At 40.2% G+C, this 17,661-nt stretch carries 15 protein-coding genes; 8 read left to right on the top strand and 7 right to left on the bottom strand.

Annotated features, from left to right (window positions below):
• The first annotated feature begins 30 nt into the window (after nt 1-30).
• Nucleotides 31-1,131 (top strand): alkene reductase, encoded by a 1,101-nt coding sequence (locus tag AACW90_RS08600; RefSeq protein ID WP_390233215.1) that lies wholly within the window; start codon nt 31-33, stop codon nt 1,129-1,131.
• A gap of 164 nt (nt 1,132-1,295) precedes the next feature.
• Nucleotides 1,296-1,508 (top strand): YwbE family protein, encoded by a 213-nt coding sequence (locus tag AACW90_RS08595; RefSeq protein ID WP_390233213.1) that lies wholly within the window; start codon nt 1,296-1,298, stop codon nt 1,506-1,508.
• 63 nt (nt 1,509-1,571) lie between these two features.
• On the opposite strand, the gene AACW90_RS08590 is transcribed toward AACW90_RS08595, so the two are convergent.
• The 3 genes from AACW90_RS08590 to AACW90_RS08580 all read right to left on the bottom strand — a co-directional run bounded on the left by AACW90_RS08590 (nt 1,572) and on the right by AACW90_RS08580 (nt 6,968).
• Nucleotides 1,572-1,838, bottom strand: coding sequence for a DUF5062 family protein (locus AACW90_RS08590; RefSeq protein WP_390233211.1), 267 nt, complete (start codon nt 1,836-1,838; stop codon nt 1,572-1,574).
• A gap of 188 nt (nt 1,839-2,026) precedes the next feature.
• Entirely contained in the window at nt 2,027-4,966 is a 2,940-nt protein-coding gene (locus AACW90_RS08585) for an EAL domain-containing protein (protein ID WP_390233209.1), read from the bottom strand.
• A 46-nt stretch (nt 4,967-5,012) separates the two neighbouring features.
• Complete coding sequence (locus tag AACW90_RS08580) at nt 5,013-6,968, bottom strand: methyl-accepting chemotaxis protein (RefSeq protein WP_390233207.1); 1,956 nt, start codon at nt 6,966-6,968, stop codon at nt 5,013-5,015.
• Nucleotides 6,969-7,079: 111 nt separating this feature from the next.
• On the opposite strand from AACW90_RS08580, the gene AACW90_RS08575 reads away from it, so the two are divergent.
• Nucleotides 7,080-7,244, top strand: a complete 165-nt coding sequence (locus AACW90_RS08575) for a hypothetical protein (protein ID WP_390233205.1) — start codon at nt 7,080-7,082, stop codon at nt 7,242-7,244.
• Nucleotides 7,245-7,287: 43 nt separating this feature from the next.
• On the opposite strand, the gene AACW90_RS08570 is transcribed toward AACW90_RS08575, so the two are convergent.
• The 4 genes from AACW90_RS08570 to AACW90_RS08555 all read right to left on the bottom strand — a co-directional run bounded on the left by AACW90_RS08570 (nt 7,288) and on the right by AACW90_RS08555 (nt 12,321).
• Nucleotides 7,288-8,814 carry a PTS transporter subunit EIIC gene (locus tag AACW90_RS08570; RefSeq protein WP_390233203.1) on the bottom strand — a complete coding sequence of 509 codons (1,527 nt, stop codon included), beginning with the start codon at nt 8,812-8,814 and terminating at the stop codon, nt 7,288-7,290.
• A 129-nt stretch (nt 8,815-8,943) separates the two neighbouring features.
• A complete protein-coding gene (locus AACW90_RS08565; protein ID WP_390233201.1) occupies nt 8,944-10,188 on the bottom strand; it encodes an ABC transporter substrate-binding protein in 1,245 nt (414 codons plus the stop codon).
• 2 nt (nt 10,189-10,190) lie between these two features.
• Nucleotides 10,191-11,627, bottom strand: coding sequence for an ATP-binding protein (locus AACW90_RS08560; protein ID WP_390233199.1), 1,437 nt, complete (start codon nt 11,625-11,627; stop codon nt 10,191-10,193).
• Nucleotides 11,617-12,321, bottom strand: a complete 705-nt coding sequence (locus AACW90_RS08555; RefSeq protein ID WP_390233197.1) for a response regulator transcription factor — start codon at nt 12,319-12,321, stop codon at nt 11,617-11,619. Before AACW90_RS08555 ends, AACW90_RS08560 begins: the two co-directional genes overlap by 11 nt.
• A gap of 288 nt (nt 12,322-12,609) precedes the next feature.
• On the opposite strand from AACW90_RS08555, the gene nagB reads away from it, so the two are divergent.
• From nagB to AACW90_RS08530, 5 genes are all read left to right on the top strand, one after another.
• Nucleotides 12,610-13,404, top strand: a complete 795-nt coding sequence (gene nagB / locus AACW90_RS08550) for a glucosamine-6-phosphate deaminase (protein ID WP_390233195.1) — start codon at nt 12,610-12,612, stop codon at nt 13,402-13,404.
• 352 nt (nt 13,405-13,756) lie between these two features.
• Complete coding sequence (locus tag AACW90_RS08545) at nt 13,757-14,566, top strand: hypothetical protein (RefSeq protein WP_390233193.1); 810 nt, start codon at nt 13,757-13,759, stop codon at nt 14,564-14,566.
• A gap of 204 nt (nt 14,567-14,770) precedes the next feature.
• Entirely contained in the window at nt 14,771-16,171 is a 1,401-nt protein-coding gene (locus AACW90_RS08540; RefSeq protein ID WP_390233191.1) for an ATP-binding protein, read from the top strand.
• Nucleotides 16,149-16,799, top strand: coding sequence for a response regulator transcription factor (locus AACW90_RS08535; RefSeq protein ID WP_390233189.1), 651 nt, complete (start codon nt 16,149-16,151; stop codon nt 16,797-16,799). Before AACW90_RS08540 ends, AACW90_RS08535 begins: the two co-directional genes overlap by 23 nt.
• A complete protein-coding gene (locus AACW90_RS08530; RefSeq protein WP_390233187.1) occupies nt 16,796-17,626 on the top strand; it encodes a DUF2861 family protein in 831 nt (276 codons plus the stop codon). Before AACW90_RS08535 ends, AACW90_RS08530 begins: the two co-directional genes overlap by 4 nt.
• The last annotated feature ends 35 nt before the right edge of the window (nt 17,627-17,661 follow it).

Genomic DNA, 17,661 nt, shown 5'->3' with positions numbered 1-17,661 from the left:
GTATTTAATTACTCAATAAAAGAGAACGACATGAGCAAATTATTCCAGAACACAACCCTAAAGAACTTGGACCTACAAAACTGTGTCGTGATGGCTCCGATGACGCGGGCCCGATCTAGCCAACCGGGGAATGTTCCAAATGAAATGATGGCCACATATTACGAACAACGTGCTACCGCTGGGTTGATCATTTCTGAAGCAACTCAAATTTCAGACGACTCACAAGGGTATTCATTTACACCTGGCGTTTATACTGATGACCAAGTGAATGGTTGGCAACGGGTAACAAGAGCAGCACAAAAACAAGGAGCGGCAATGTTCTGTCAGCTATGGCATGTAGGCCGTGTTTCTCACCCAACATTTCAAAAAGGAGAACGACCTATCGCGCCGTCTGCCTTAGCGCCAGTAGAGACGAAGGTTTGGATTTCCGATATCGAAGGCAACGGCAATATGGTTGAATGTATCCAACCACGTGAGATGAATAAAGCAGATATAGACCGAGTAATTAAAGACTTTGCCTACTCTGCACAACGTGCTGTGGAAGCCGGTTTCAATGGCGTTGAGATTCATGGCGGTAATGGCTATCTGATCGACCAATTTCTTCGTACAAACTCAAACAAACGCACCGACAATTATGGTGGCACCCGAACGAATCGAATTCGATTTCTTCTAGACGTTGTTGACGCCGTAATTGATGCGATTGGCGCAGATAAAGTTGGTGTCCGACTTGCACCATTCATTACATTTAAGGATATGGATTGTCCAGACATCGTGCCTACCATCTTAGAGGTGTCAAAAGAGCTACAAGCACGTGATATTGCTTACCTGCATTTATCAGAAGCGGATTGGGACGATGCACCCGTCATTCCTGAAAGTTTCCGCATAAAATTGCGGGAAAACTTTATTAACACCATTATTGTTGCTGGCAGTTATACACAAGAACGCGCTGATGAAATGCTGGATAAAGGCTACGCTGATCTTATTGCTTTCGGTCGTCCATTCGTTTCGAATCCAGATCTCATCTCGCGCTTAAAGAATGGAGATGAGCTCGCAGATCTGAATGCGGCAACTTTATTTGGTGGCAACGAATTGGGCTACATTGATTATCCAATATTAGATGAACATCAGTAAGTTCTATTACCCCTCACGAGGTTAATGCTAAGAGACGAATGGAAACTGATGAATTCGATAACCGAAGTTATCCATCTGATCTTAGATTGAAAGCCTAAGCCGGTTCGACTACCTCTCTATTTAGGTGTATCTTCAAGCAAAATCGGTACATTAAGGTAGAGACAATGAGTGGAACTAAACGCGCCAATATACATCCAGGGTTAGAAGTGCAAATAGTACTTAAAAAAGATCAACGTAGCGGTACACTAACCTCAGGGATTGTGAAGGATCTCTTAACCAAATCACCAAACCACTCTCACGGCATTAAAGTTCGTTTAGAAAATGGGGATGTCGGTCGAGTGAAAGTCATATCAAATGCAGCAAGTTTAGAATCATAATCCATCGTTAATTGATGGCGTTGAACCCAAATCAACCACACGTTGATTTGGGTTCAATTAAGATTATTTCAAAGGGTCTTCTTCTGGCAGTGCGTTGTGCATCCACAGTGCTATTCGCTTTTTAATATTTTGCCCATCTAATTTATCGGCAGGCAGAGGGGTAATTTGACGCACTTTGACTAAGAATAAGTAAAGCGCTTTAATCTTAATTGATTGAGATGCACTTGGGCTAGTAAGTTCGTATCCCTGCATTTCGGCAATCTTACTACCAACTTCCAGAGCTTTTTTGAGTAGTTTATCTTCATTTTTTATCTTAGCTATTTTCGACATAGGATTCCCATCGTTCACACTAAACCGTTCAGTTAGTATATATCAAACAAGGTACACAACTTCCCGAGCTTGAATACTCTCTAATGTATAATGAAAAGTACCACCTTTTTTGTATTCAAACCAACCACCATTGACAACACCTACCCAACTTCACGTTTATATGTGATGCAAGAAGTGAAGAAGAACCCTTATTGCTTTCTATTGATAGCGACGACGTTTTCAAGAGAATTATTACTCTCAATAACTTGCTCTAGAGGTTTTGGTTTGGAGAAATAGTATCCTTGAAGAAAGTTACATCCCATATCAAATAAAGCATCCGCCTGCTCACGCGTTTCGACACCTTCTGCAACCACTAAGATATCAAGAGTGCGGGCCATTTTGATTATCGCTTCAATAAAGGTTCTATCTTGATGATTAAACTCTATATCGTCCACAAATGCCTTATCAATTTTTAGAATATCAACCGGAAAATGCTTTAGATAACTCAAACTTGAGTAACCTGTACCAAAATCGTCTATCGCAATTAAAATACCAAACTTTTTTAAACGACTTAACACTTTCAAACTCTCGTCGGGATTTAGCATCAAACTTGTCTCTGTAATTTCAAAGATAAATTTATCTGGTTTCACACTCTCTTCACGCATGATGCTAATTGTGTTTTCAACAAAGTTGGGTTTGGATAGTTGAACGGCACTAATATTGACAGATAACTTTCCAAAAACACCAGACAACAAAGACATAGATTGGCACGCCTGCCGCAGCAACATATAGCCCATATCAACAATGATTTGGGTCTCTTCTGCAATCGGGATAAACTTGTCAGGAGCAGTCATGACACCGTCTGATGAGATCCAGCGGCACAGCCCTTCAGCATAAACGACACGTTGATTACCCGCTTCAACAATTGGTTGATAGAAAAACACAATCTCTTTATTCTCTACCGCATATCTAAGTTTTTGCTCTAAATGTAATCGCTCAGTTAGCTCTACTTCCATTTTCCGGGAATAAAGACTGAACGCGTTACGTCCAAGATTTTTGGCCCGATACATTGCGACATCAGCTCTACGAAGCAAGGTTTCAGGATCTTTCGCATCTCGTGGGCACGATGATACACCCACGCTCCCCGTTATTCTAAACTCACGGTCCCTTACTATTATTGGGGTCGCTATGCTCACCAAAAATTCAGTACACCATTTTGATAATTGAACCAAATTAAGGTCACCTTCCAAAATAATGACGAACTCATCACCACCTATTCGTGAAACGGTATCGGTTTCTCTTGTGACTGATTTGATTCTTTTAGCAATGCATTTTAATACATCGTCACCAAAGCTATGACCTAAGGAATCGTTGATAGTCTTAAAGTTATCTAAATCCAAAAACAGCAAAGAAAAGCCAATTTTATGTCTGTTGTAATTCGCACATGCTATGGTTAACCGATCCATTAATAACACTCGATTGGGTAAATCTGTGAGCATATCGTGTTGTGCGAGATAGGACATTCTTTCAGATATTGCCCGCGTTTCGGTGACATCTTGAAAAACCATTACCGCGCCACGAACATTCCCTTGTTTATCAATTATCGGTGAAACAGAATCTTGAATCAGGAATTTGTCGCCAGTCGTGCTTTTCAAATAGGCGGTCTCAGGGATCCCCATACGACAATTATTTTCGATCGCTAGTTCCGCTGGATTGTATAAAGACTTACCAGAACTGTCGGCATAGAGGTGAACCACATCTTCAAACGGTTTACCTTTTGCATCAGCAAACATCACTCCAGTTAGCAATTCAGCGACTGGATTCAGATACGTAATATACCCATGTTCGTCTGTCGCGATCATGCCGTCGCCCATGGATTGAAGTGTAATTTCTAGTAACTCTTTCTCTTCATACAATTGTTTCGTTAGAATTTTCTCCTTAGATACGTCATATAATACCGCATAAGATCGACTCTCAGATTCATCTTTAATGAGTATTGCGGATAATTCGATATCTAATGTTTCATTGTCAGATCTAACGAATTCGTAATTAACCTTATCAATTCGTCCTGTTTTAAAAAACTGTGGGAGGGTCTCATTGATGGCTATCTCCGCAGAAGCTCGAGTCAAAAAATCACTGGATTTTTTACCAATGACGTCGTCTCTGTTATAACCAAGTAACTCCAACCATTTATCACTGACAGCAACAATCACACCTTCATTATTAATTGAATGCATTGCTGCGGGTGTTTTTTCATACAATTGTGTTGCTTTAAACGAGACACTTTCTAATGTTCTGTTATCGATTCTTGCTTTCCTCAATGTGATTGAGTAAAGCAATGAACAGAGAATAATCATCAATAGATAACCATAAAGATAAACCAGATCATTGCTTTTAGAGTACGGAAACTGCTCGAAATAAATTAAAACGGGGATGAGTAAACTCAGATTAAATATGGTAAATGAGAGCCTGAAAAATGACTTGGACGCAATAAGGATAAGTAATATAAGCACAATGACAAATGGTTCGGTCGAGTATCTACTCGCGGTATATGTCACAATAATTGAAATGGCAAAATATAATAACGAAGTTGGTGTCAAAGATAACTCAAGTATCTTTTTCCTATCAAAAGCCATTAGGCACAATGATATTGGTAGAATACTCACACTTCCTAACATACTGCTTATTGTCCAATGAAACCAAAGTGAAGGAATACTGACTTGCCCCATTAGGAAAAAAACGAAAGAACTGACTATTGCACCTATTGTTGGCGGAATAAAACACACGTAGATTAGAACTTTTAAGAATTCATGTCTCGATTCAAGTGCTTTGTTGATATTACAATGATACTTACATAAATAAGCCACTAACATAACCTCTATTATGTTAGAAGGAAGGTAGGCCATGGTCTGAATAAAGCTAAAAGAATGAGGTAAATTCGCGGACAAATTTGCTAGCACTAAAGTAATCGAAAGTGAGCCCCAATGCTTAACAAGTTGTGTCGTTAATAAAAGGCCATAAACGACATTTGGGTACCAAATCAATGCAATAGAATGGCTATCTCTCGTTAATAATATTGAAAGGCTCGCTAAGAAATAGTAAAGAACAAAAGCGAATACGTGCCATTTAATTCTATCTAGATTATCCATTCGAACCCCTAACAATATATTCAAAAAGTAGCCATTGATGTCCTTTTTATACTTTAAACATACTTATCGCATCACTTAGGCGATTCGCCATGACTTGTAGGGAATCCGCTGTTCTCACGTTCTCTTGAACATCCTCAGCTGTACTTGCCGCTAAGTCATTAACATTCACGACATTTTCATTGATCTCTGCTGCTACACTCGACTGTTCTTCTGCTGCCGTTGCAATTTGATTGTTCATGTCTTGAATAGTACGTATCTCACGTTCAATCAATACAAGGGCACTACTCGCTTCATCCGATTTGCTTAATGTTAGTTCTGCACTTCTCGAGTTCTCACTCATTAAGCTCACGGATTGAGAAGCTTGCTCTTGAAGAACCTGTATCATCGATTGTATTTCATTGGTACTTTCTTGTGTTTTTGTTGCCAGAGTACGAACTTCATCGGCAACAACGGCAAAGCCTCTACCATGCTCACCCGCTCTCGCTGCCTCAATAGCGGCATTCAAAGCCAATAGGTTTGTTTGATCGGCTATCCCGCGGATAACATCCAATATGCCGCCAACATTTTTTGTTTCATTTTGCACGTTAGTGATAGCAGAATGGACGCGACTAATATCACTGACCAACTGATTTATATCTTTATTCATTTCACTTACCACGTGCAAGCCTCTCCCTGACTTGTCGCTTGCGTCATTCGATGAATTTGATGCTTCAACTGCGTTTTGAGCCACTTCAGAAACGGTTGCCGTCATTTCATTCATCGCTGTTGCTACCTGCTCTAATTGCATCATCTGAGATTTAGAAGAGTTATCTACTTTAGTCGATGAACTCCCTAACTGGTTCGATAAATCTAATAGTTGATTAGACGACTGATTAATGTCAAAAATAATTTCTTTAAAATTATTTGCCATTACTAATGTGGAACGATAGACACCCACACTATTATTATCTAATTGAGGAACGTTGGTTAAATCGCCATTAGCAATGGTATTTACAAGTTCTTCTATCTCTTTGGGTTCCCCACCAATAGGTTTCTTTATTATTCTAGGCATTACAACTGAAATAATAACCCCTAAAACAACCGCTATTAAGGCAACGACTATAATAATAGTCAACCCAGTTTCAGTATCGCTTTGAACTTTGGGCCCTAATGTATCTTGATCTTTTTTAACCGATAATTTTACTTTCTCAATCTGCTGTGCAACACGAGGTCCTATTGTATTTAAGGTATTTTCAATATAGTCATTTCTTTGCGTTATAACCAATTCCACATTATTAAATGCGGCCACATACAAAGTATGCCCTTTATTAATACTTTCTAGTAACTCTATTCTCGTTTTATTATTTAATCTTTTATCCAGCTCTTCTAAAAATAAAGGCATTTTTTCCGTTAACTCATTCTTTGCTCTTTCCGCATCTTCAGAATTGTTGGAAACCAAAAATTTATTCACATATAGGCGAGCAAGCAATAAGTGCTCTTGCAGTTGTGCCGCTAGAAATGCAGCCTCGTTATCCTTGTCCTCATATGCTGATACAATAATACTTGACAACGCCTCCCGCATTTCCAAGCCATTAGGATTAAGCTCTTCTTCAACTATCTGATTTCTTTGATTGAAAAGGCTACGAACCTGTTCAAATCCTTCTTCATAGTCTCTAATCTCAGAAACTATGCTACTCACAGCGGCCGCTCTTTCTGGCTGTTGAATTTCCTTTTTAGCCTCATCTAAAAATTCTTTCATCTTGTTACGACGTTCATTGTATTGTGTAACAGACTCATCAGACTGTGTATTAATATAGCTAAGGACTGACAACCTCATTGTCAACATATTGGCTTGAACGCGCCCAACAAGGTTTGTATCTCTTGCTAACCCTCTATAATCCACAAAACCATCGTGCGTCCTATTGAATCCGACGTATGACGCTATAGATATAACTGATAATAAGAGCAATATAAGCCCAAAAGAGACATACAGTTGAGTATTAAGCTTCAACTTACTTATCATAAAAACCTTCTTAATATTGTTGGTATTGAACTTTACAATTATTTAACCTTTGATTAAAGATTAAACCAAAAATATTAAAAATAACACACCAAATCCCAAATATATTCTCAGATGATATCATTTCTTGCTGATACGTTAGACATCACAAGGGACGGTAGACGTCGCTATCAATTTTGGGATGCGGGCATTGAAGCACCTCTATCACCTCAAGATGTTTACAATAGGCCACTTAACAAAAAAGGCGCACCAACTGTTGTTGGTGCGCCTTTATATTAGTAATAACTGGTTAACGACGTTATCTATTCGTGGTAAACGTTAACTAGTGTTGGTTGATACGCTCAGCTATAAATTGTGCTTTTGCACCATACACAATCTGTATTCCGTTTGAGCCAACCTTAATAACGCCCATTGCTCCGATATCTGATAATCCTTTTTCATTAATTAACGATGTATCTTTAACTTCAAGGCGAAGTCTCGTGATGCACGATGTGACGGATGTTAGGTTGTCGTGGCCACCGACGAAATCAAGCGTTAATTTGGTAAGCTGTTCATCACTTAGGGTAATTTCTTCTTTTATTTCATCAGTGCGACCGGGTGTTTGCACATCAAATTTCCGAATCACGAAACGGAAGACGAAGTAGTACATAAACGCCATTGGTACACCAACAAACACTGCTGCGAGGTAGTTTGTCTCGAAACCATTAAATGAAGGGATGATACCCAAAGTAATATAATCGATAAACCCAGCAGAAAATGATTTGGCTAGGTGAGCGTCAAGTAAATACATAAACATGTACGCAAAACCGGTACTGACGGCATTAAAAATGTATAGCAGTGGGGATACAAAGATAAAGGTGAATTCAACAGGTTCGGTTATACCTGTGATAAAACAAGTGAGGGCAGCGGAGAATAAGATACCAGCCGCGTACTTTCTGTTTTGTGTTTTAGCTTCATGATACATCGCTAGACAGGCTGCTGGTAAAGCAAATAGCATCAGAGGGAACTCACCTTGCATGAATTTCCCTGCACCCTGATAGGTATCAGAGCTAAAGTCTTTTACACCTTCCGCAAACATTTTGAACCAAATTGTCTGATCACCATTAATGACAGCCCCTGCTTCATTCGTATATTCACCAAATGAAAACCAGAATGAAGGGTACCAAATGTGATGAAGACCAAGAGGAATCAACGCCCTTTCTGTGAAACCAAAAATGAAGGTAGAAAGTGCTTGGTTATCACCATTTACGATATTTGATAGTGCATCAATCCCTGCCTGAACATGCATCCATATACTCGGTAGAATAAGACCAAGTAAAAAAGCACTAACTGCGGTAACAATAGGGACAAATCTCTTTCCAGAAAAGAAGCCTAAAAAAGCAGGGAGCTGGATTTGGTGAAAACGGTTATACATGGTTGCCGCAAGAATACCGGCAATTAACCCACCAAAAACACCCATTTGAAGGCTAGGAATACCTAACACCAAGGCGTAAGCTCCTCCAGCGAGCGCCATTTCCTGAGTTACCCCAGCATGAACACCAATTGTCATGTTCATAACCAGCATCGCGACGACGGCGGCCAATCCTGCAATACCAGATTCTTTCGTTAGACCTACTGCGGCGCCGACGGCAAATAATAAAGGTAGATTGCTAAAAATAACATCACCGGCACCAACCATTAACGGAATATCTAATTTGTCCCCGAACGCCAACAAAAGTCCAGCGGCTGGCAATATCGAGATAGGTAACATTAGCGCCCGACCAACGGTTGAGAGCTTTGTTATGCCTTTCTTCAGAATAGAGAATAAAGACGTACCTTGTTTCGGCAACGTCGAAGTTTTTGTGCTCATAAGAATACCTCATAGCTATGTTATATATGGAAGATGAATCTCTTCCATATATAAGCTACAGAGTTTGGTATCGCTTAAGGTTAAATAATGTTGGCTTTTTGTAAGTGTTCTATTACAAATAGAATACAGTTAATTGTATCCAGAGCGGCTACTTGATATAGCAATTAATCGAGAGATCAACTGCTCAGGCGTTTTCGTAGAATCATTAAAGAAGCGATAAAGCTCTTCAATTATGGCGTTCTGAACAATAGGAGCGACGGCCATCGAGTCAGTCATACTGGGAACTAGAGCGTCATTTCTTTCAGATATATCGAAGTCTCGTCGAGATTGTTGCGAACAGATATTGAAGTCATTTAGTGGTATATCTCCTCGGGCAGGAATGGACCCTTTCTTTTTACTAAATTCTTTCTGGAATAAAACGCTAGACAACGTTTTGCCAAGGCCATCAGTCTCTGATTTTTGAAACCCAAAACTCTGGTTAAATATGACAAAGCTATCCATATTGTATATATAAACCCCCTCTGTTTGAGGCGATACAAAGCAAGAAATATGATCGGGTATTTGCGCATCATCAGAGATTAATTCACCTATAACCCAGTCACCCAATATTTGAAAAGCAGCTTCATTATTTATTAACTCATTGGTTGCTTCATCCCAACGTTGCTTAGTCAGGCTACCTTTAGTGATATCCCCTATTTGACGAAACACATTAAGGATATCGACCATTTCTTGACTATTTAATGCCTCAGGAGACATCTCTACTAACGCTTTTTGATAGTAATCTTGACCTCCTATTCCGAGAGCAATGTTTTCAAACAACATAGATATCTGCCATGGTGAGTTCCCCAACGCAAGCGGTTTAATCTCTTTTGTTTTGAGAACTTTTAACGCTGCAATAAACTCCGACCACGTTTGTGGCACTTCTAAACCCGCCTTCGCCAATACCAAGTTATTAACCCACATCCAATTTACGCGATGGATTGTAATGGGCACAGCAACATAATGCCCTTCAAACTTATTGATGCTGCGTGCCGTGGGCAGCATTACTTCATCCCACTTTTCAACTTGAGCGACGGTGTCTAATGAGGATAAAAACCCCAGTTTAGCCCATGACTTAATCGCCATGCCTTCAATTTGCGCAAGCGTTGGAGGGTTTCCGGCTATCGCCCTTGCTTGCAATACCGCCATAGCGGTATCGCCGCCGCCCCCTTTGACCGGTGTACTCTTCCATATGTGGTCTTGAGCGACTAATGCATCTTCCATCACTTTTAGCGCGGCGACTTCTCCCTTTGATGTCCACCAGTGAAGGAATTCTACTTCCTTAGATTGCGACTCAAAACTGAGTAGCGCGATACAAATCATTAATAATTTCATTCTTAATCTCTACTTAGTGTTAAGCAGACCTCAAAAGTTTGACTTTCTGGTTGGTTAATGAGTACAACATCTCCACCGTGGGCCCTAGCGATACTCCGTGCGATGGTTAAACCTAACCCACTGCCACTGCTGTCAGAGGCTTCTCTAAAATAGGGTTCAAATACCTTCTCCGTTAGTTTTTTATCGATTCCCGGCCCTTTATCAACAAATGAAATAACGACTTCTTCGGAGCTATCTTTCACTGTAATTGAAACGGATTTTCCATATTTAATGCCGTTATCTACGAGGTTCTGAATACAGCGTTTAATGGCTAAAGGTTTGCCGTAATACAGTTTTATATTGGGCCCATATACCGTTACCTTTTTCGCATAACGATTATATAATTCTGTACTCATTCCCAGTATTTCTATTATGTCTATCGCCTCAATTTCTTCATGGATATCCGTATCCCGAATACACTGAAGCGCCCCCTTTACCATCAGATCGATTTCATTTGTGAGTTTTTCAAATTTCGCTCGCGTATCATCATCATCTAGCATTTCTGTCCGCAATTTCAAGCATGCTAATGGCGTTTTTAAATCATGCGAAATAGCGCCAAATAACATTTCTCGTTCTCGTAAATACGATTTCACACGACGATTCATTTTGTTAAAAGCGTGCACCGCGGCCTTAAGTTCCGAACTTCCTTCTTCCTTGACTTCAGGAATAGAAAGCTTGTTACCCATTAACGTTGCGGCTTTGGCAAGGTTTTTGATTGGTCTGAGTTCTGATCGAACAACAAGCCAGGTAAAAACAAGCAATACGATGGCGGATAATGCCAAAAAGAAAAGCTGCTTACTGTCCATAAAGGAACTTTCAAGATTGACATAAGGGGCCGGTAATACCGCCGCCAAATAGAACCATTCTTGCGGCGACACTTCAATTTGAATGACTAATATCGGCGGACTAATTTCACCAAAAGATAAGCTATAGTGAGCCCAAAGTAGTGGTAACTCGTCTATGCTGATACCGGTACTAAATACCTTAAGCTCCTCTCTGGTAGTAAACTCAACAACAATGTTATTATCGCTACCAAGCTCCTGATTCAATATCCTTTTCGCTTCATTTAGTACGAGTTGCTTTCTTGAAGAATCCGCTATTGGAACGACCGGAAGTTCCCGGTTATTTAGCGACACGAAGAATCGCGTACCTCCCATACTTCTCAATTGGTCGAGTACGAGATGTCGATAATCCAGAGGAAGTGTACTAAAAAAAGAGATGGTGGATGAGGCACTTAACACTAAGCTGCGTACCGTGCTTTTTAACCCCTGCTCTTCATTCTCAGAGCTGTGAGAAAACCATATTAAACCGGCAAGTAATTGTGATGCGATGATAACAATGAGTAGCATAGTGCTGGTACGTGCGGCTAAAGATTGAGGGACAAACCTCTTAAATTTCATGCAATGTTTCCACCGCTAGCATATAACCTTTATTACGAACGGTAATGATGGTATTTCTCTGTTTATCATCTAAGTGGTGGCGTAACCGGCTGATCTGTACATCAATCCCTCTTTCTAGCGGTTCAGAATCTCGCCCCCATATCGCCTGTGCAATGGCGTCTCTAGAAAGTATCTCATTGGGCTGACGTAAAAAAAGAGCGAGCAGAGAAAAGTCCGCACCAGAAAGCTGTTTTGCTGGTTTATCATGGCACAATAATTGTCGAGTTATTGTATCTAACGTCCAACCAGAAAAGGTGACTTTTCTAGCAAATGGGGCTTCTGGGCTGTGGGTCGCCCGCCTTAAGATAGCTTTTATTCTCGCAAGAAGCTCCCGGGGGCTAAACGACTTGGTGATATAATCATCGGCGCCCATTTCTAATCCTGCGACACGATCAGCCTCTTCTGTTACTGCTGTTAGCATGATAATTGGCACACTAGAATTACGTCGAATTTGTGAGCACAACGTAAATCCATCATCTCCAGGCATCATGATATCCAGTATTATCAAATTTGGCTCATGGGTTTCGAGTACCCTCCACATATCTTCACCATCGCTAGCCGTGAGTACAGTGAAATTGCTACGCCCCAAGTATTCACTAAGAGCATCTCTTAACTCCTTGTTATCATCGACGACCAATATAGTTTTATTGTTCAATTCTAAGCGCCTTTACTTAATAACGATTTCAATGATAATTTCGATCTTAACTATGTATCCATTTGACAATAATCACAATAGTCGTGTTCTCTATTTAGCCACTTTTCCTTGTTCTTTTTGTAAGTAATCACTTACAAATTAATTACCAATAGCAACCTTCGCCAATACCCAATGAATTAATATCAATCGTGATCAATTTACGGACAACATTAATAATTATCGAGTTCGCACAGATATCAAACATATCGTTATTAACTAATTAAATTAAAAGGTTGAAGGGTACTAAACATGAGGCTGATTCCGCTTGAAAGTAGTTCAGATGTGGGTATTTGGAGTGCTCACCACATAGCAAAAAGAATAAAAGCATTTGAGCCAACAGAGGATGACCCATTTGTACTTGGGTTACCGACTGGTAGTACACCATTGTCTACCTACCAAGAGTTGGTAAAACTGCACAAACAAGGAGAGATTAGTTTTAATAATGTGGTTACTTTTAATATGGATGAATACGTAGGAATTAACCCTGAACACCCCGAGTCTTATCGTTCTTTTATGTATAAGCATTTTTTTGACCATATCGACATCCAAGAAAAAAATATCAACCTTCTTAACGGTAATGCCAAAGATTTAGTCAAAGAATGTAAAGATTATGAAGAAAAAATAGTGTCGTATGGAAAAATACATTTGTTCATGGGTGGTGTGGGTAGTGATGGTCATATTGCCTTTAATGAACCCGCGTCTTCTCTTTCATCTCGAACACGAGTAAAAGTGCTCACAGAGGAAACTCGTCGAGCAAACTCTCGATTTTTTAACAACGCGATTGATCAGGTGCCTAAAAACGCGATGACGATCGGTGTCGGAACGCTACTAGATGCAAAAGAGGTGATGATACTTGCCATTGGTCATGGTAAGTCGCAAGCCGTACAAGCCGCTGTTGAAGGCGCAATAAACCACCTTTGGACAGTAAGTGCTCTTCAACTGCATCCAAAAGCTGTCATTGTCTGTGATGAAGAAGCCACTTATGATCTCAAAGTAAAAACCTTGAAATATTTTACAGAATTAGAACAGAACAACGCAGGATAGCGCCTATTTAACCCTTTCCTTTACGACCACACTCATTCCTTCGCCGTCTATATTTAGTGTGGTCGTACGCCAAACACACATTTTTCGACCTTTGTACCTAGCGTGTAGAACCGTTCATCGCTTTATTCGCGTAACAATGACAATAACAGCAATGACACATTCAAATTGAAGCGTGTCCTCCCTCTATTACTCTCTTTTATTCTATTTAGCCTCACCATCCCGGTGCGGCTCGCACCATTTTACACACAAAACTCAGAGTAATAGTTCGTAACAAATTGAATTTAAAGTATTTTACATATGGCACTATCCCTGCTTACTACTTAAGAGCCAAAACAAATTAGAGGGGGCTTTTATGTTTGTATTCATCGCTGTTTTATTATCGCTTTTTATCTGTTTAGTCATGCTATATATATCTTCAAAGCGTAAATCAAGTTACCAACAAAAATATGAGCTCATCACTGATTTGAGAAACCTCATAACGTTATATCGGCAACATCGAAGTGTTAGTCATTATCTACTCTACTACGGTACCCCCAAAAGCAATGAAGTTCTTCTGCTAGAAAAAGGCATGTCGTCCACAATAAAGGCACTAATTAGCAAAGCCCATTTCGACAATAAACCCCTCTATCGAATATTGAGTTCAAAGATAACCCAATTGATTGATGAATGGGAACATATGACGATCAGTCAGAATCAGATGAATCACGGGAGAGGAATTCGGCACTGCGTATTTTTGATTGACGAGGTCATTCTTGCGTGGCTAGTCGAGTCTCAACGCGTTGACTTAGTAGATGAATATAACCTGAGCTGGCATCAGATAAATGATAGCTTGGAATCATTGACTCAATTAAGAGTAGCAATTCAAGATGTAAATACAGACGACGGCATTGTAAAGCTAAAACCTCACGCTAAATTAATGGTCAGTCGACTCAATCAACTCGCACTTATTAATCCTTTAGCCGTTGCTTCACCTGCCTGTTCACTACTTTGCAGACAGCTAGAAGACATATCCGAATCAAAGGAACTCGAATTCACTCAAGAACAACTTTATAAAATGTCGACAGAGGCATCGCTTATCATCTTCAACACCTATGATTTTCTGCTCTCAAACATTGCTGAATCTATCTATGTGCCTTTACCTACACTCGTGGTTTCTATTTAGCCTCGTTAATAATAAAATGCGCGTTTAATCTATACTGAAAGTATAATATAAATACGGTCTGTATTTTTATTGGATAACACAATGTGTCGATTAAATAAGCTATCAGAATTCTCTAAACCGCTCTTAATTTGTTGACATATAGGTTACAAATCTTCACGAAAAACCTCTAGAATGTGCCTGACTACCTTCTACGAGAACAATTAGATGCGCCGATTCACCTTCGCCCTCTGTTTTATATTGTTGTTTCCCGCAGTGGTCTACGCCAAAAATTTAGAGAGTAAATGGCAATCCCTATATCAACAAAGCTGGCACACTTCTCCGCTCACTGTCTCGCAACAAGCGTTAAGTCAGTACCCTATCAAGCTATTAATCGACAGCTCACGCTATCCAAATTTCAAACAATTCCGTTGGCAAGACATCGCATTACTGTCTTCAATAAAGCGAAACTGTCAGGCTTATGAGACGGAAAACACAAACTTGTCCGATGCGATAGCGTTTGAACTGGCGCTGTGCAACGGAAAGACTCTGGATTATGGCTGGTTTTCCACACACTCCTTATTGCATGTCGCCGGAGGAAGTTTTGCTGATCGTTATCTCGAAAGGTTCCCATCGGAATACAATAAAATCAAAGACTATCTGACTATAGCGAACCCACAACATCCGCTCTATCCAACGCTTTCAAACTTGTCATCGGAAGGGCGACAGGCTCTGCTCGATGGTTACCGCGCATGGCAGGAAGGAGACACATTGTGGCTTAGTGGAGAACAAGGATGGAAGGCAATTACATCCTCAAATTGGTTACCTATAGCGGGCAGAATGAACATCACTCTTCAGGGTGATAGTTGCGTACTTCGATACAGTAACCTATGTATTAATGAGCGAACTGAATACCAAACAATATTACGTACTCTGATAGCAACCTTATTGATGATATTAATCACAGTTTTAGTTAGAGGGAGGTACTTAAAGCGTAAACAGGGAGAAGAGAAGAAATTCATTTTACAGTTGCTTACGCACGAACTCCGAACGCCAATCACCAGTATTGGACTCACAGTCGAAATGTTCCGAGACGAGTATGATAATCTTTCTAAGGAAGTTCAAAGTGCGGTATGGCGCTTAATATCCGACTATCAGAGGCTGTCTCAGTTGACTGAAAACAGCAAAATCTATTTAAGTTCGGATAAGTCACAACCTTTGTTAAAACAAAGAGCATCGCTAGAAGAGTGGCTCAGCTATATATGTACAAAACATCGTGTGACTTATGAACTTGATCAAGATATTGAACTTAATCAGCCCTATTACTGGCTATCAATTTGTCTCGATAACCTAATTAAGAATGCTAAGCAGCATGGTGAAGGCGATATTACTGTCAGAGCAAAACTGACGGATAAATTAATCATTGAAGTAATAGACTGTGGGGAATTCCCATCTCCACTACATCAGTTTATCTCTCGCTTAAAACCAAAGAACAATGATACCAATATGGGCATTGGATTGAGTATCGTAGAGCATCTTATGAAAAAAGCAGATGGGAAATTGATCATTTTACGCAACCCTACTCGATGTATTCTGGAGCTTCCATATGAACACAATTCTGCTGATTGAAGATGATGCGTTATTGGGACAAGGCTTAATTGTTTTCTTTCAGACAAAAGGATACCAATGCCTTTGGGCACAAAGCACCTCTTCTGCTGAATCGTTATGGTTTAAAGCTGATCTCGTTATCCTAGATCGTCAGTTGGATGATGGCGACAGCTTACAGCATCTCCCCCACTGGCTTTTACTAAAAGCACTTCCCGTTATTGTACTGACTGCCAAAGTTGATGTTAACCAACGAATCGAAGGTCTGATGGCTGGCGCTAAAGATTATATGACTAAACCTTTCTCTAACGAAGAGCTACTAGCACGAGTAGTCACTCAGCTCCGCCCTCTCGGCATTTGCAATCTCCATTACTCTAAGATCAAGATTCATATGGCTGAACGCCAAGCTCTCTCAGAAGACACGCTAGTAGCGCTAAAACCAAAGGAGTTTAAGCTACTGGTTCTGTTTGTACAGAATCAGGGCCGTGTTTTTCACCGAGATGAACTACTAAACAAAATATGGGGTTATCAAGCATTCCCAAGTACACGCACGGTGGACAATCACGTGTTGCGCCTGCGTCAGAAATTGCCTCTATTGAAAATAGAAACACATCGGGGTGTAGGTTATCGCTTAATTGAGGAAAAAAATTGAACATCAGACCACTCTTTTTTATTATTGCCATCGCTTTTCCTAGCGTATCTCAAGCCGCTTGGTTCACAGATACTCCATTACAGCGTACCTATCAGGCACTTATTGACCAGCAACCAATATTGGCATGGCAGGAGCTAAAAATTGCACTGAATCAGAATCAGCTAGACAGTCAATTTTGGGTCCCAGTAAAACAAGAGGTCCTTAGCCAAACTGAATGTGGCCAAGACCTATCAAATGACTTCAATTCTATTTCGAACATTCAGGTTAGTTTTATTCGCCGTTTTGGCCTCTCATCACAAGGCTATCAACTCAAGATATCTTCAAGGAGAAACACCTCCGATCAAGATATTGCTCTGGTGTCTCCTAGCGGCAAAAGGCTACTCAGTGGAAAGCTCATCGCACACGCCCAGTATCAAGAAATTGAAACTGAAGAAATGCTTCTTAAACCACCGTCTGGAGTGTATCAATTAGAGATTGGTCAAAACAGCTATCCAATTATCGCTTCTATGGACAATAACAAGCGCTGGCTTAAGCTGGAACACAAACTTCATTCTCCAAGTATACTGATCACACCACCAAGAAACGTAATAGGCTGCCCAGAGGTAAACGCAAGTTGGCAATGGTTTGATGAACAATACAACATGCTAGGAAACAGAGTACCAATTCAAAATAGTAACCTTTCGGTGCCAAAGGAAAGTCCATACTCGTACAAGGCAAAACATCTGAGCGCCGCTGTTGAGTTAACAGAATATCAGAATGGTACTAAAATTAATTATATTCAAAGAGTTGCAATTCCATTCTCCCCAGAAAATGAAGCCAAACAATAATGGATACAAATAGGTGACAAACCATGAGCAGAAAT

The sequence above is a fragment of the Vibrio frigidus genome (assembly GCF_042465995.1).
In the GTDB taxonomy this organism is placed as follows: domain Bacteria; phylum Pseudomonadota; class Gammaproteobacteria; order Enterobacterales; family Vibrionaceae; genus Vibrio.
Note: the sequence above shows the minus strand (reverse complement) of the source record. Positions and strands in the feature narration are given on the sequence as shown.

Coding starts and splice junctions, on each gene's coding strand:
- AACW90_RS08600 (WP_390233215.1), top strand. CDS start 31: ATGAGCAAATTATTCCAGAACACAACCCTAAAGAACTTGGACCTACAA.
- AACW90_RS08595 (WP_390233213.1), top strand. CDS start 1,296: ATGAGTGGAACTAAACGCGCCAATATACATCCAGGGTTAGAAGTGCAA.
- AACW90_RS08590 (WP_390233211.1), bottom strand. CDS start 1,838: ATGTCGAAAATAGCTAAGATAAAAAATGAAGATAAACTACTCAAAAAA.
- AACW90_RS08585 (WP_390233209.1), bottom strand. CDS start 4,966: ATGGATAATCTAGATAGAATTAAATGGCACGTATTCGCTTTTGTTCTT.
- AACW90_RS08580 (WP_390233207.1), bottom strand. CDS start 6,968: ATGATAAGTAAGTTGAAGCTTAATACTCAACTGTATGTCTCTTTTGGG.
- AACW90_RS08575 (WP_390233205.1), top strand. CDS start 7,080: ATGATATCATTTCTTGCTGATACGTTAGACATCACAAGGGACGGTAGA.
- AACW90_RS08570 (WP_390233203.1), bottom strand. CDS start 8,814: ATGAGCACAAAAACTTCGACGTTGCCGAAACAAGGTACGTCTTTATTC.
- AACW90_RS08565 (WP_390233201.1), bottom strand. CDS start 10,188: ATGAAATTATTAATGATTTGTATCGCGCTACTCAGTTTTGAGTCGCAA.
- AACW90_RS08560 (WP_390233199.1), bottom strand. CDS start 11,627: ATGAAATTTAAGAGGTTTGTCCCTCAATCTTTAGCCGCACGTACCAGC.
- nagB (WP_390233195.1), top strand. CDS start 12,610: ATGAGGCTGATTCCGCTTGAAAGTAGTTCAGATGTGGGTATTTGGAGT.
- AACW90_RS08545 (WP_390233193.1), top strand. CDS start 13,757: ATGTTTGTATTCATCGCTGTTTTATTATCGCTTTTTATCTGTTTAGTC.
- AACW90_RS08540 (WP_390233191.1), top strand. CDS start 14,771: ATGCGCCGATTCACCTTCGCCCTCTGTTTTATATTGTTGTTTCCCGCA.
- AACW90_RS08535 (WP_390233189.1), top strand. CDS start 16,149: ATGAACACAATTCTGCTGATTGAAGATGATGCGTTATTGGGACAAGGC.